The 13345-nt window shown below is 51.0% G+C and carries 15 protein-coding genes; 6 read left to right on the forward strand and 9 right to left on the reverse strand.

Annotation, left to right across the window (positions count from 1 at the left end; all coding sequences use genetic code 11):
* Positions 1-9: 9 nt before the first annotated feature.
* The 4 genes from BLP79_RS04355 to BLP79_RS04370 all read right to left on the reverse strand — a co-directional run bounded on the left by BLP79_RS04355 (position 10) and on the right by BLP79_RS04370 (position 5045).
* Positions 10-1374: a tetratricopeptide repeat protein gene (locus BLP79_RS04355; protein WP_090216690.1), complete on the reverse strand. Its 1365-nt coding sequence runs from the start codon at positions 1372-1374 to the stop codon at positions 10-12.
* A 251-nt stretch (positions 1375-1625) separates the two neighbouring features.
* Positions 1626-2831: a CaiB/BaiF CoA transferase family protein gene (locus BLP79_RS04360; RefSeq protein WP_408607928.1), complete on the reverse strand. Its 1206-nt coding sequence runs from the start codon at positions 2829-2831 to the stop codon at positions 1626-1628.
* Positions 2815-4428, reverse strand: a complete 1614-nt coding sequence (locus tag BLP79_RS04365) for a thiamine pyrophosphate-binding protein (protein WP_090216694.1) — start codon at positions 4426-4428, stop codon at positions 2815-2817. Before BLP79_RS04365 ends, BLP79_RS04360 begins: the two co-directional genes overlap by 17 nt.
* 131 nt (positions 4429-4559) lie before the next feature.
* Complete coding sequence (locus BLP79_RS04370; RefSeq protein ID WP_090216695.1) at positions 4560-5045, reverse strand: DUF302 domain-containing protein; 486 nt, start codon at positions 5043-5045, stop codon at positions 4560-4562.
* A gap of 222 nt (positions 5046-5267) precedes the next feature.
* Here BLP79_RS04370 and BLP79_RS04375 point away from each other — a divergent pair, with 222 nt between their 5' ends.
* From BLP79_RS04375 to BLP79_RS04385, 3 genes are all read left to right on the forward strand, one after another.
* Entirely contained in the window at positions 5268-5894 is a 627-nt protein-coding gene (locus tag BLP79_RS04375) for an ATP-dependent Clp protease proteolytic subunit (protein WP_090216697.1), read from the forward strand.
* A 145-nt stretch (positions 5895-6039) separates the two neighbouring features.
* Positions 6040-7308 carry an ATP-dependent Clp protease ATP-binding subunit ClpX gene (gene clpX, locus BLP79_RS04380; RefSeq protein ID WP_090216699.1) on the forward strand — a complete coding sequence of 423 codons (1269 nt, stop codon included), beginning with the start codon at positions 6040-6042 and terminating at the stop codon, positions 7306-7308.
* A 109-nt stretch (positions 7309-7417) separates the two neighbouring features.
* Complete coding sequence (locus BLP79_RS04385; RefSeq protein ID WP_090216701.1) at positions 7418-7774, forward strand: RidA family protein; 357 nt, start codon at positions 7418-7420, stop codon at positions 7772-7774.
* Here BLP79_RS04385 and BLP79_RS04390 read toward each other — a convergent pair.
* Entirely contained in the window at positions 7771-8421 is a 651-nt protein-coding gene (locus BLP79_RS04390; protein WP_157843950.1) for a DUF4760 domain-containing protein, read from the reverse strand. The genes BLP79_RS04385 and BLP79_RS04390 overlap by 4 nt on opposite strands.
* A gap of 344 nt (positions 8422-8765) precedes the next feature.
* On the opposite strand from BLP79_RS04390, the gene BLP79_RS04395 reads away from it, so the two are divergent.
* Genes BLP79_RS04395 through BLP79_RS04405 form a run of 3 tightly spaced genes read left to right on the forward strand, consistent with a single transcriptional unit; the run spans position 8766 to position 10003 of the window.
* Complete coding sequence (locus tag BLP79_RS04395) at positions 8766-9152, forward strand: NADH:ubiquinone oxidoreductase subunit NDUFA12 (RefSeq protein ID WP_090216948.1); 387 nt, start codon at positions 8766-8768, stop codon at positions 9150-9152.
* Between the two features lie 24 nt (positions 9153-9176).
* Positions 9177-9626 (forward strand): outer membrane lipid asymmetry maintenance protein MlaD, encoded by a 450-nt coding sequence (mlaD, locus tag BLP79_RS04400; RefSeq protein ID WP_090216704.1) that lies wholly within the window; start codon positions 9177-9179, stop codon positions 9624-9626.
* Entirely contained in the window at positions 9626-10003 is a 378-nt protein-coding gene (locus BLP79_RS04405) for a DUF2155 domain-containing protein (RefSeq protein WP_090216950.1), read from the forward strand. Before mlaD ends, BLP79_RS04405 begins: the two co-directional genes overlap by 1 nt.
* On the opposite strand, the gene aat is transcribed toward BLP79_RS04405, so the two are convergent.
* The 4 genes from aat to BLP79_RS04425 form a co-directional block, all read right to left on the reverse strand.
* Complete coding sequence (gene aat / locus BLP79_RS04410) at positions 9967-10599, reverse strand: leucyl/phenylalanyl-tRNA--protein transferase (RefSeq protein WP_090216706.1); 633 nt, start codon at positions 10597-10599, stop codon at positions 9967-9969. The genes BLP79_RS04405 and aat overlap by 37 nt on opposite strands.
* 69 nt (positions 10600-10668) lie before the next feature.
* Positions 10669-12012 carry an acetyl-CoA carboxylase biotin carboxylase subunit gene (accC, locus tag BLP79_RS04415; protein WP_090216707.1) on the reverse strand — a complete coding sequence of 448 codons (1344 nt, stop codon included), beginning with the start codon at positions 12010-12012 and terminating at the stop codon, positions 10669-10671.
* A gap of 9 nt (positions 12013-12021) precedes the next feature.
* Complete coding sequence (gene accB, locus BLP79_RS04420; protein WP_090216710.1) at positions 12022-12522, reverse strand: acetyl-CoA carboxylase biotin carboxyl carrier protein; 501 nt, start codon at positions 12520-12522, stop codon at positions 12022-12024.
* Positions 12523-12742: 220 nt separating this feature from the next.
* A complete protein-coding gene (locus tag BLP79_RS04425; protein ID WP_090216711.1) occupies positions 12743-13279 on the reverse strand; it encodes a PAS and helix-turn-helix domain-containing protein in 537 nt (178 codons plus the stop codon).
* Positions 13280-13345 lie beyond the last annotated feature (66 nt).

Raw genomic sequence — 13345 nt, forward strand, 5'->3', positions numbered from 1 at the left:
TCGTCTTTATTATTCAGCTGGAACGCTTTGACCGTTCTCTGGATTGCGGGCTTCTGCGATCAGAGCGCGACGTGCAAGTGCATAATTGTCTTCACCGCCGTCACGTTTGGCGCGACGATCGTCCAAAATGGTTTCAACAGTGTCAAAATCACCAGCCCGAAGACCTGCATCGATTGTCATTCTTTCAAAAACATCGCGTTGGGCATGGCTGCCCCCTGCCAGCTGCATTGAACTGCGTGCGGCGTGCAGGCGTGAGAAAGCAGTCGCGTAATCACCATCACCAAAAGCTTCAAGGCCAAGCGCGGCATCACAACCTGGCGTGGCCATGCGATCGTGCGCTTCGTTTGACCGGTTTTTTGCATCTTGTTGAATGCGTGAAATCATTCGCTTTGTTGCGGTTTTCTGATCACGCCCTGCAAGCGCAAGAAGATAGTGCAAATCAGCAAAGATCAGGCAGCCATCTTCAGTACGATTGGCGCAAAGCTCTGACAATTCTTCCCAACGATTGCCAACCGATACACCTTCAAGTTCCAGACGCATCAAAAGAGAAGTTGCGTTTGAAATGTCGCGGTAATCATCTGTTTTATCTTTACGAACCTCGGTGTCATACAGTTCCATCACTTGATCAATTTGACCAAGATCCAGATGCATCAGGGCTTTGTGCCACCATACGTGATAACGGAAGTTGTTACAGTGCGCCCAAGCTTCCTCTCGCCCAGTCAACCATTCCAATCCGCCTTTGGCATTGCCTGTCATATCATGAACATGAGCAATCGCATGAAGGCCCCATGCATCGTTCGGCGCCATCCAGAGGGCCTGTTTTCCCGCGATTTCCGCCTTGTCATAGGATCCGGTTTCTTCCAGTGCAAAGGCATGGCAGCCTAAGAGATAGCCGCGTCCTGCATGATCCGGAGCATAGGCGGGCATTACGCGTTCAACAGAGGCACGCATACCGTGAGCATCCCCCATGATAAAGCGGATACCGTGGCTGAGTTTCATTGCCAGTGTATCGCAAGGGTCCACTGCAAGGATCTGCTCCATATGCATGATGGCCTCTGAGGGGCGCCCCTGCATCCATGATTCCAGCGCGTCCACATATTTACGTTCGCGTGGCAACGCAGCTTGATAGCCTGCTTTCGCAGCTTTTAACGCGTCTTGTGCCATGGGGAGCAACTCAGAGCGGCCCAACATTAAAAGTGACAGACCTTTAATGGCTTGTGCGTGGGCAAAATCTGGGGCTGCGGTCAGCACTGCTCCTAAGTGTTCTGCTGCACTTGCACCATGGGCGAGTACCGCCATCTGGACCGCGTTCCAGTCCGTCACGACGGAGGCAGACGTGAGGCTGGTTTCTTGTCCAAAGATGTCTTGGGTCATGTCGTGAAAATCCTTGCAGTCTGAAACATCAGTTACGTTCTATACCAGATTAGAGGAAGCCGGTTCATCGGGCGACGCCTGCTCTCGCTTTGGTGATGGCATGTGTGTGTTTTGGAGCCTATGTTGCCGAAAGGGTCAACCAAGCAGGTGTAAAAGTGCGAATTTGTACCGTTTTTTGCCTGATTTTCGTTCTAATCCAGCATCATCTAGCTTTTTTTGTAACAATGGTGGAATGGTGCTTAACGCCAAGTTTAAAATTTTGGCGTTTTTGTGCGCAATCGTTCAAGTATCTGAGCGGTATCCTGCCCGAAGTGTGGAGGTGCGCTACGATAAGTCACTGGTGTTCTGGAGAATTTCAACGGATTGCCAATGAGCTCTACAGCACCTGCTTTGCTGTCCATACTGATTTTCATCTCTCTGGCTTGCGCCTGATCTGAGCCAAAGACCTGATCCAAGGTTTGTACAGGGCCTGCGGGCACTTTGCGGGCTTCCAAGCCTGCGATTACATCCGCTGTTTGAAATCCTTTAACAACTGGAATCAAAATATCATCTAGCGCTGTGCGATGTTCCAGTCGGGCAGGGTTTGTCGCAAAACGTGGATCTTGTGCAAGACCTGTAAGCCCCACAAATTCTAAGAAACGCTGGAATTGGCTGTCATTCCCAACCGCAAGAATGACGTGGCCATCTGCAGTTTCATAGACACCATATGGCATGATATTGGGATGACCGTTGCCGCGTCGTGTTGGCAGAGTTTTTGAGGTAAGGTAATTGACACCTTCATTGATCAACCATGCGATTTGGCTGTCAACAAGTGCAAGTTCCACCCACTGGCCTTCACCAGTTTCATGACGATGATTTAGGGCGGCGAGAATCCCAACGCAGGCATACATGCCGCACATGACATCAGCGATGCCGACGCCCACCTTCATCGGTGCACCCTCAGGCTCGCCGGTCAGGGACATGATCCCGCCATAACCTTGCGCCATCAGATCATAGCCTGGTTTTGCCGCATTCGGGCCTGTTTGGCCGTATCCTGAAATCGAACAGTAAATCAGGGCAGGGGCGTCAGATTTAAGGCTTTCATAATCCAGACCATATTTAGCCAGACCACCGGGTTTGAAGTTTTCGATCAACACATCTGCCTGTGCAGCCAGGGCTTTGATCTGGGCTTGGCCCTCTTCGGTTGCAATATCGATGGCCACGGACAGCTTGTTGCGATTTGCACACATGAAATACGCGCTCAGATCGGTTGGGTTGCCATCTGCATCCGTCACATAAGGAGGCCCCCATTGGCGCGTGTCGTCACCGCCGGACTTTGGGTTTTCAATCTTGATGACTTCTGCGCCCAAATCACCAAGCAATTGCGTACAGGTCGGACCTGCGAGTATGCGTGAAAGATCAAGAACTTTGAGACCGGTGAGCGCGCCTTTTGGGAAAAGATTAGATGCGACCATCATAGCCCCCGCGTTCGATTTCAGCGGCGATGACTGTGAACCTGTCCGAGGCTTGTGCCTCTTCCAATGCTACGCGTAACTCTGCGCGGTTTTTTACGGTGAAGCCATTCCCACCAAAAGCGCGTCCCATGGCCGCAAAATCATGATGAGCAAAGTCAACACCAGCATTCGTTAATTGGCGTTGGCGTTGTTTGAGTTCGATCAATGCAAGCGAGGCATCGACAAAGACAAGAAAGATTGGTGCAATTTCAAGTTCGCGTGCAGTGGCAAGCTCACCTGCAACCATCAAAAAACCTGCATCGCCGGAAAAGCTTATCACCTGGCGATCAGGCTGCGCAAGTTTGCGCCCCATCGCCAGTGGGACAGCGCAGCCCATCGTGCACAGGCCTGAGGATTGGATCAATGCGCGCGGCTCTGAGCAAGACCACATCTGTGACAATAAAATGCGATGTGCACCGCTGTCTGCGCTCGCCAGTGTGGTCTCAGGCAACACGGCCCGTGCTTCGGCAATAACACCCGCAGGTCCCCATTCATCCGTGTCGGGGAAGGCCAGCTTCAGGGCGCTTTTTGTCTTTGCAATTTCGCCACCAGCCCATGTATCGCCTGCGGTTTGGTCTTCGCTGAGCGCTGTGAGACTGTGAGAAAGTGACGCAATAATATTGATACCTGCCTGATGCATGTAGTGCGTGTTGGCTTCAGGGGAGATGTCAATCACCCGCTGTTGTGTCACGTCCCATGCGTTGCGCCAACCTGTGCGCATTTCAATGGGATCATAGCCTAATGTCAAAATGAGATCCGAAGCTTCGATGAGAGGCAAAAGGTGACGATCAGCCAGAGGGGATAATCCTGCGCCACCAAGGCAAAGAGGATGGTCTTCTGGCAAAATTCCCTTGGCTTTGTAGGTTGTAACAAAGGGAATTTGAAAGGTTTCAAGAAAGCACGTTAACGCAGGGCCGGTGTTTTCCTGCAAAGCATCGAGACCGACCACGGCGATGGGGCGTTTGGATTCGGATAACCACAAACGCGCCTGCGCCAAAGCCTCGCCTGCAGGGGCTGTCGCACTTGCAGGCGCGCGGCGGATGTTGCGTTCTGTTGCAGGTGTCTCTGCTACCGAGATCGGTACGTCAATGTGAACGGGGCCCTGTCGCGCTTCGGATGCGATGGATACTGCTTTGTCCGCGATTACCTCTGCCGCACCGGCATCCAGCCTAAAGGACGCTTTGGTGATGGGCCGAAAGACCGCTTGTTGGTCCAAAACCTGATGCGTGTATGTCTCTGCTTCATCCGCATCAACACAGCCTGTAAGCACCAGCATTGGTACGCGATCTTGATGTGCATTGGCGACAACGTTGACACCATTCAATGCACCGGGCCCGAGTGTTGCGACAAGAATAGCTGGCGCGCCATCTGCGTGGTAAACGCCTTCACCCATGAAGCCTGCGCAGTTTTCGTGCTTGGCCAAATGGAATGTGATGCCTGCTTTTTCCAATGCATCGACAAGCGTTAGCACCTCCCCTCCAGGCATCCCAAAAGCGTGGCGACATCCTGCATCAAATAGGCGACGTGCCAAAACATCAGCGGCGCGTAGGGAAGTTGTCATGGGAAGGATCCATTCTGATAGTGAACTATGTGTTGCAGATTGCGCGCTGTCGCGCGCGACGCAAGAGGGGTCACACCTCTGTGAAAAGCATTACTGGCACAGGGAACTAAGTGAAGTACATTGAATGAAACTTAGTTCAAGCTCTCTGAAGCAATTGCGTCAAAGATTTGATCAAGTTCTGCAGCAATTTCCTGCAAGACCTCTCCCCCCTGACCAAAATAGGGCCCGAAAACATGGCTTGGTTGTTTGTAAGAGAGTGATGCTGTGCCATCTTTGTTTTCTGTGACGTAAAATCGAATGGGGGCCTCAATCATAGCTGCAGTTGATGTGTAAAGCACGCGTACAGCGAAGTCATTGTTAAATACACCAATTACACGATTGCCTGGAATAGTAATGCCGCGCGCAGCAGCTGCTTGGGTTGGGCCTGCCTGCGTCACAACGATCAGGCCATTTGATTTTACGGCCTTTTTTAGATCGTCAAGAAGCGCCTCATAGCTTTTTACCGTTCCATGACTGCGCCATCCTTCCCGCGCGGAGAGCGTATGATCAGCCTGTGCAAGGGGCGGCAATGAGAAGAACGTTAAAGAAGAGAGGAGTAGAATGACGAAACAGCGCATGAGATTTACCTTTGATGATACGCATCTTTTAGCGGCATCGGTTTGTAATTAATGTCACGTTGTTGTGGGGGCGAGCGTAAAATTGCATTTTACGTGTATTTCTGAACGCGGATTGCGCAAAAACAATCTCCACCTCTTGCAGCTCATTTTACCCGACACTAAGACTTGAGTAACTCTCACGCGTCTATACTGGCGATTACAAGTGATAAAAGGCAGGTCCAAATGATTGATCCCCGCGAAACCTATATGAACACCCTGGTGCCAATGGTTGTTGAGCAGACCAGCCGGGGCGAACGGGCTTATGATATCTTCTCGCGCTTGCTGAAAGAGCGCATCGTCTTTGTGAACGGGCCGATTCACAGTGGCATGAGCCAATTGGTCGTCGCACAGCTTTTGCATCTTGAAGCGGAAAACCCGACCAAAGAGATCAGCATGTATGTGAACTCACCCGGTGGTGAGGTGACGGCGGGTCTGTCGATCTACGATACAATGCAATATATCAAACCCAAAGTCTCCACGCTGATTTGCGGTATGGCGGCGTCGATGGGGTCAGTGATTGCCATCGGTGGCGAAAAGGGGATGCGTTTCTCGCTACCCAATTCTGAAGTCATGGTGCATCAGCCTTCTGGTGGAGCGCAAGGCATGGCTGCTGATATGTTGATTTCGGCGCGCCACATCGAACGCACACGCGAACGTATGTATCAGCTTTACATGCAGCATTCCGGGCAGGATTATGAAACGGTTCAAAAGGCGATGGATCGTGACACCTGGATGACCCCCGAAGAAGCAAAAGAATGGGGACATCTGGATGAGATTGTTGAAAACCGTGCAAAAGACGATGAAGAATAAAGCATAACTTTAAGTTTTGCTTCCGGTGTGTGCTGGCGGGTACAGCACACACTTTTGAGATTGTGGCGGCTGGCACACTGGCCTAAGCTGTTTTGAAGACCAAACGTCGTTTGACGTTTTGACTGTGTGGACTGAAAGGTAGACCATGGCATCGAATTCAGGTGGTGACAGCAAAAACACCCTCTATTGCAGCTTTTGCGGCAAGAGCCAGCATGAGGTGCGCAAGCTGATTGCTGGTCCAACCGTGTTCATCTGTGACGAATGCGTTGAACTGTGTATGGATATCATCCGGGAAGAGACGAAGGCCTCTGGTCTGAAATCCACGGATGGGGTTCCAACACCAAAAGACATTTGCGAAGTGCTGGATGACTATGTCATCGGTCAGGCAACCGCAAAACGTGTTTTGTCAGTTGCGGTCCACAATCACTACAAACGTCTTGATCACGCGCAAAAAGCAGGGACAGAGCTGGAGTTGGCTAAATCCAATATCCTGCTCATTGGCCCAACGGGTTGCGGTAAAACACTGCTTGCCCAGACACTTGCACGTATTCTGGATGTGCCATTTACCATGGCAGATGCAACGACGCTGACCGAAGCAGGTTATGTGGGCGAGGACGTTGAAAACATTATCCTCAAACTTCTACAGGCCTCTGAATATAACGTTGAACGGGCACAGCGCGGTATCGTTTATATCGACGAAGTTGATAAAATAACCCGGAAATCTGAAAACCCATCCATCACCCGCGATGTGTCGGGCGAAGGCGTGCAACAGGCGCTTTTGAAATTGATGGAGGGCACTGTAGCCTCGGTTCCTCCCCAAGGTGGTCGCAAGCATCCGCAGCAGGAATTCCTGCAGGTAGATACAACCAATATCTTGTTTATCTGTGGCGGCGCATTTGCCGGTCTCGATAAGATCATTGCACAACGTGGCAAAGGATCCGCGATGGGCTTTGGTGCAGATGTGCGCAACAATGATGACCGTGGCGTTGGTGATCTGTTTAAAGAGCTTGAACCTGAAGATCTGTTGAAGTTCGGTTTGATCCCGGAATTTGTTGGCCGTCTGCCTGTTTTGGCGACATTGGAAGATCTGGATGAAGATGCGCTGGTTATCATCCTGACACAACCAAAGAACGCGTTGATCAAACAATACCAACGCTTGTTTGAACTGGAAGACACCGAGCTGGATTTCACCCCTGAGGCCTTGCTGGCAATCGCCCAAAAAGCGATTGAACGCAAAACCGGTGCGCGTGGTCTACGCTCTATTCTTGAAGACATCCTGCTGGATACGATGTTTGATCTTCCAGGAATGGATAGCGTAACCAAAGTGGTGGTAAACGAGGAAGCCGTGAACTCTGACGCGCAGCCTTTGATGATCCATGCTGATGCGGAAAAAGAACCTGCCTCTGCGGGGTAAAATCTGAAAACTGGATTTTAAAAGGCCAAGGGAGTAAAATCTCTTGGCCTTTTTTGTATTCTCAATGCAGATTGAAAGGTGCACCCTAATTATTTGAGAAAGCTAAGGTATGACAATCAAGCGAATTAAGTCAGGGGGCGAATTCGAAGGGAAAATCGGGTATTGTCGTGCGGTCATTGCTGGTGGCTTTGTCCATGTCGCAGGCACGGTTGGGCAGGGGGACGATGTTGTGAGCCAATGTCGATCTGCGTTGGAGACCATTACAAGCGCATTGATCAAGGCTGGCAGTGACATGTCAAAAGTGGTTCGCGTGAATTACTATTTGCCGGATGCAACTGAATTTGAAGCTTGCTGGCCTATCCTGTCGGAAACCTTTGGGGCTAACCCTCCGGCTGCGACCATGATTGAATGTGGTTTGATCGATCCTAAGTATCGGATCGAGATCGAAGTCACCGCACTGGCTTAACTAATGGATGAAGGGATGGGGCGCTCAGTTTCTACGCCATTGTGATTTACGGCTCCATCTTGACGCCACCGCTCGTACAGGCGCACAAGATGTTCCAGCGTTTTGGGGTCATTCTGACGTAGTTGTGAAATCATAATACGCGCATCATCCACTAGATTGCACATGATCCCCCGGATTGATGCCTTCAACAGTTCTTCGTCCAAATCACCTTGGGCGATTCCAACAGCCAGGAATTCGTAGTAGTTCAAAAGTTGTTGTAAGGCGTCCGCACCAGTGTTCAGGATTTCTGCCCTTTCCGATGTCTCGGAAGATGCGATACGGGCGGCTTGCCATTGGTCTAGAGTAATGTCTTGATCAACGGGAAAGGCTATTTTTCGCGCTTTATTGGTCGTCTGGAAATATTCTGACAGCCGTGTTTCAAACAAGATTGTGATTGTGTGCTGTTTTTGCTGGGCTCGCCGATTTGCACGGTTGCTGAAGTAGAATGTAGCAATCGCTACAACCACGGCGAAGGCCGAAATTACTGTGCCAAACAAAGTAACTAGAATTTTGTAATCTTCGCTTGGCGCGTCGGGGATATGCTGCAATAGCGCCTGATATTCCCCTGTAATCACATGCAGGCTGAGAGCTGCAAATATTAGAATCACAAAAAGTGCCAGAAAAATACCAGCACCATACAGTGTTAAAATGAGTGTGTTTTCAAGAAATCTTTTCAAAACAGTTGGGTAGAGCCAAAATTATAATAGTTAGCCGTTTCCAAAACCTTCGAGTGCCATGCGAGAGATCTCCTTTTGTGTTGGAAGAAACCTACATCAGTTTTTCAGCTGTGGCAAATTTCTTCCTTCTGCTGTGCAGTTTGCTCTGCTGTTGTTAAGATGGGATTAAGCAACAGAACTGCAAGGTTTTGCTGGAATACAGGTCATATCATTTCTGTGTCTGGACCTTGCCGCAGAATTGGGTCATATCAAACATGAAATTTTCGGAGGAACCGATGGGCATCCTGAACACTCTTCTGCGCGCCGTGACTTGGTGGAACGGCTCAACCTTGAACACTGCTATCTTTACGTCTCGTCATGGCGAAAAAGTTGGTGAAGATGATCAGGGCAACCAGTTCTATCGCACTGCGGATGATAAAAAACGCTGGGTCATTTTTAACGGTGAAGCTGAGGCAAGCCGTGTGGGCCCTGAATGGCACGGCTGGTTACATCGGACTTTCGATGAACTGCCAACTGAAGCACCGCTCAAGCGCAAGGATTGGGAAAAGCCACATCAGGAAAACCTGACCGGTACAGCAATGGCCTATGCGCCTGCTGGCTCAATTCGCAGTGGTGGTGAACCCAAGGCACGCAGCGATTACGAAGCGTGGATGCCTGAATAATCCCAACCTTTATTGGCGGTAGAGATGTCTGAAAACACCACAGAAGTTCTTGTTGGTGGGGTTGTCCTTGCGGCAGCCCTTGGGTTTGCAATTTTTGCAGGGCAGGCTGCAGGCCTCTCTGGCAGCGGTGCAGACTATGATCTGAATGCATCCTTTCGCTCTATCGAAGGCATTGGTGTCGGTACTGATGTACGTTTGGCAGGTGTGAAAGTCGGTACTGTTTCGGAGGTTTCGCTCAACGCTGAAACGTTTAGAGCAGATGTTGAATTAAGCATGCAAAACGGGATCGAGATCCCTGACGACAGCGCGGCTGTGATCGCCTCCGAAGGCCTGTTGGGTGGAAATTTTGTTGAAATCGTCCCTGGGGGATCCCCTTACGCGCTGGCTGCTGGGGATGAGCTGCTGGATACACAAGGATCTGTAAGTCTGATCTCGTTGTTGCTGAAATTTGTCTCCGGTGGAGACGACGGGTGATCAAACGCAAGGTTTTAAGTTTTGCAGCAGCTTTGATTTCCAGTACGGTTTTCACCTCTTTTGCCACTGCACAAGAGAATGCGGCTCAGGGAAGCGCAGCTGTTTTGCGCGCATTAGATAAAGTCAGTGGCCGTGTAACGGACCTAGAGCTGCCTATTGGGGCCAGCGCACCGGTTTTAGGATTGCTGGTTACATTGGGAGATTGCCGCTATCCGGCAGATAACCCAACGGGCAATGCCTACGCTTATTTGGATATTCGCGATCCACAGGATGGGATACGGTATTTCGAAGGCTGGATGATTGCTACAAGTCCGGCACTGAATGCGCTCGATCACAACCGCTATGATATCTGGGTTCTGCGCTGTAGAACGTCCTGAGCGCGTGCCAGAGGTGGAGCGGTAAAGTCCGCCTGTCGTGAAAGTGCTTTACGTAACATATTCTTGTATTCGGCACGTGGGATTTCAACGCCTCCAAGACTTGCAAGATGTGTTGTGAGAAATTGTGTGTCGCACAAAAGAAAACCAGCACGATTGAGACGATCGATAAGATAGGCGAGCGCAATTTTTGAGGCGTTGCTGCGGCGCGAGAACATGCTTTCTCCAAAGAAGGCGCCGCCAAGTGACACCCCATATACACCGCCAATCAGCTGTTCATTATCCCAAACTTCAACAGAGTGGGCATAGCCAAGCTGAAAAAGATCATGATAGCGTGCGGTGATTTCCGCATTGATCCAAGTCTCGTCTCGGTCTGAGCAGCCCGCCACAACGCCAAGAAAATCCTGATTGATTGTGATTTGATAAGTCTCTTTGCGGATGATGCGCGCTAAGGATTTAGAGATGTGAAAACCATCCAGAGGCAAGATGCCCCGCAGTTTGGGATCAACCCAAAAAATTTCGGGATCATCACGACCTTCGGCCATTGGAAAAGCACCAATGGAATAAGCATGTAAAAGAAGGTCAGGCGTAAGCTGCATCTATGTCATCCAGCCAAAGAAAAGGCGCGCCTAGGCCAGGCGCGCCTCGGTCTATGCAGACTAACAGGTCTACATATTCTTTTCTAGCCAGCGCTCCAGCCAATGAATGTTGTAGTTACCAGAGTGAATATCAGGCTCTTGTAGCAGCGCGTCAAACAACGGCAGTGTCGTATCGATCCCATCCACGATCAACTCACCTAGGGCGCGATGCAGGCGCGAAAGCGCTTCTTTACGGTCGCGGCCGTGCACGATCAATTTACCGATCAGACTGTCATAGTACGGCGGGATCGAATAGCCATCATACAATGCAGAATCCATACGAACACCCAGACCACCTGGCGCATGGAAGGCAGTTACCTTTCCGGGGCAGGGGGCAAAGTTTGGCAGGCGCTCTGCATTGATACGGACTTCAATCGAATGTCCATTGATCTCTAACTCGTCTTGGGTAAAGGAGAGCGGCAAGCCTTCGGCCACGCGGATCTGCTCACGCACCAGATCAACACCAAAGATAGACTCTGTGACTGGATGCTCCACCTGCAGGCGGGTGTTCATTTCGATGAAATAGAATTCACCGTCTTCGTAGAGGAATTCGATTGTGCCTGCTCCGGCATACCCCATTTCCCCGATAGCATCGGCACAAATCTTACCGATTTTGGCACGTTCTTCAGGTGTGATGCAGGGGCCGGGAGCCTCTTCAAACACTTTTTGGTGGCGGCGTTGAAGCGAGCAATCGCGTTCACCCAGGTGCACGCCATTGCCTTGACCATCACCAAAAACCTGAATTTCGATATGACGGGGCTTCTGGAGGTATTTCTCCATATAGACTTCGTCATTGCCAAAAGCAGCTTTTGCTTCAGAGCGGGCAGTTGAAAAGGCAACTTCCAGATCGGCTTCGGTTTCGGCAACTTTCATGCCGCGACCACCGCCGCCAGCGGTCGCCTTGATGATCACGGGATAGCCCATGTCAGCGGCAACCTTCTTGGCCTCAGCAACAGTAGGAACGCCACCAGCCGAACCGGGCACGCAGGGAATGCCAAGTGCTTGAGCCGTGTCTTTTGCCGTGATCTTATCGCCCATCTGACTGATGTGCTTGGCGGAGGGGCCGATAAATTTTAGGCCGTGGTCTTCGACGATCTGAACGAATTTGGCATTTTCCGACAGAAAACCATATCCGGGGTGGATCGCTTGCGCACCAGTGATTTCACAGGCGGAAATAATCGCTGGGATCGACAGGTAACTTTGCGCACCAGAGGGAGGGCCAATGCAAATAGATTCATCCGCCATACGCACATGCATTGCGTCAGAATCAGCTGTTGAATGGACCGCAACCGATTTGATGCCCATCTCGCGGCAGGCCCGGATCACGCGCAGCGCGATCTCTCCCCGGTTGGCGATCAGAATTTTATCAAACATGCGTCAGCCTTACTCGATGATGGCCAGAGGCGACCCGAATTCCACAGCTGCACCGTCTTCAACGAGGATACGTTTTACGGTTCCTGCCTTTGGCGCTGGGATGTGGTTCATGGTCTTCATAGCTTCGACAATGAGAAGGGTATCGCCTTCGGATACCTTGTCACCCACTTTGATAAAGGCAGGTGAGCCGGGTTCGGCCTGCAGATACACAGTGCCGACCATTGGTGATGTGACAGCGCCGGGATGGTTGGCAGGATCATCAGACACAGCACTTGCGGCAGGTGCTTCAACAGAAGGCGCAGCCGCTGCAACAGGTGCAGGCGCGGCAGTGACGGCAGGAACCTGAACGGGAGCGGCTGCAATAGCCATTTGGCGGGAGACACGTACATTCAGCGCATCATCTTCGCCATATTCGCGATTTACTTCTAGCTCTGTCAGGTCGTTTTCGCGCAGCAGTTCAGCCAGCGCTTTGATAAATGCCACGTCTGCGTCGTGATTTTTGTTCGACATTTTTATTCCCAGCGGTTCACGAGAAAGCCCGCAACACCAGCGGGCAAAAGATTAGATGCGCTTATAAGGTAAGGGCGCGCGCAAGAAAAGCGCTATCCCAGTCATTTCCGGCGCGAGATGTGGGAATATAAAAGATGACAGAGCGGTTAGAACAAGGGGGAATTCTAAAGCTTTTGCGCGTTTTGGTGGATTTTCTGTGAAGAGTTTGGGCTTGAGCGCGCTACAATGGCATTCCTGTAAGTTTGGCGACCAGTTCGGGTAATTTTCTTGCTTCGAACTTTACCAAAAGATTGGCGCGATGCGTTTCGACCGTTCTGTAAGACAGTCCCAACTCTTTACCAATTTCTTTTGCAGACAACCCACGACAGGTTAAAATTGCCACTTCACGCTCTCGTGGGGAAAGTGAGACAATAGGCCGATCTTCTGAGATATCTGCAAAGGACCAAACCCCGGTTGCAAAGGGAACGTCCGAACTGGTGGAACGACCGCGCACGCGACACCAAAACAGATCCCCCGTGAGCCTGCGCATGATACGTTCATCGTTATAGGTACCATGGCGCACATCGTCTTGCTGCAAGCGTTCGCCGATTTTCTGAAAATCTTCCTGACTGGGATACAGGATGGCAATAGAGTGCCCTAGAAAATCAGCCGGTGTGCCGCCAAAAGTTTCCGCAAATTGAAAATTGCAGCGTGTGATGATGCGGGCGTCCAAAACGGCAAGGCCGACAGGCGCGTGGTCAAAAGCAGGTTCAGTCATGATGTTTTATGGCAGAGAACGTGATCAGGAGGCCAGACAGAAAGCGCGCCGCCGGGAGAAGGACCG

It is taken from the genome of Epibacterium ulvae, from assembly GCF_900102795.1.
Taxonomy (GTDB): domain Bacteria; phylum Pseudomonadota; class Alphaproteobacteria; order Rhodobacterales; family Rhodobacteraceae; genus Epibacterium; species Epibacterium ulvae.

What these genes read in the sequence shown, in the direction of transcription:
- BLP79_RS04355 (WP_090216690.1), bottom strand. Translation starts at nt 1,374, where the DNA reads ATGACCCAAGACATCTTTGGACAAGAAACCAGCCTCACGTCTGCCTCC.
- BLP79_RS04360 (WP_408607928.1), bottom strand. Translation starts at nt 2,831, where the DNA reads ATGATGGTCGCATCTAATCTTTTCCCAAAAGGCGCGCTCACCGGTCTC.
- BLP79_RS04365 (WP_090216694.1), bottom strand. Translation starts at nt 4,428, where the DNA reads ATGACAACTTCCCTACGCGCCGCTGATGTTTTGGCACGTCGCCTATTT.
- BLP79_RS04370 (WP_090216695.1), bottom strand. Translation starts at nt 5,045, where the DNA reads ATGCGCTGTTTCGTCATTCTACTCCTCTCTTCTTTAACGTTCTTCTCA.
- BLP79_RS04375 (WP_090216697.1), top strand. Translation starts at nt 5,268, where the DNA reads ATGATTGATCCCCGCGAAACCTATATGAACACCCTGGTGCCAATGGTT.
- clpX (WP_090216699.1), top strand. Translation starts at nt 6,040, where the DNA reads ATGGCATCGAATTCAGGTGGTGACAGCAAAAACACCCTCTATTGCAGC.
- BLP79_RS04385 (WP_090216701.1), top strand. Translation starts at nt 7,418, where the DNA reads ATGACAATCAAGCGAATTAAGTCAGGGGGCGAATTCGAAGGGAAAATC.
- BLP79_RS04395 (WP_090216948.1), top strand. Translation starts at nt 8,766, where the DNA reads ATGGGCATCCTGAACACTCTTCTGCGCGCCGTGACTTGGTGGAACGGC.
- mlaD (WP_090216704.1), top strand. Translation starts at nt 9,177, where the DNA reads ATGTCTGAAAACACCACAGAAGTTCTTGTTGGTGGGGTTGTCCTTGCG.
- aat (WP_090216706.1), bottom strand. Translation starts at nt 10,599, where the DNA reads ATGCAGCTTACGCCTGACCTTCTTTTACATGCTTATTCCATTGGTGCT.
- accC (WP_090216707.1), bottom strand. Translation starts at nt 12,012, where the DNA reads ATGTTTGATAAAATTCTGATCGCCAACCGGGGAGAGATCGCGCTGCGC.
- accB (WP_090216710.1), bottom strand. Translation starts at nt 12,522, where the DNA reads ATGTCGAACAAAAATCACGACGCAGACGTGGCATTTATCAAAGCGCTG.
- BLP79_RS04425 (WP_090216711.1), bottom strand. Translation starts at nt 13,279, where the DNA reads ATGACTGAACCTGCTTTTGACCACGCGCCTGTCGGCCTTGCCGTTTTG.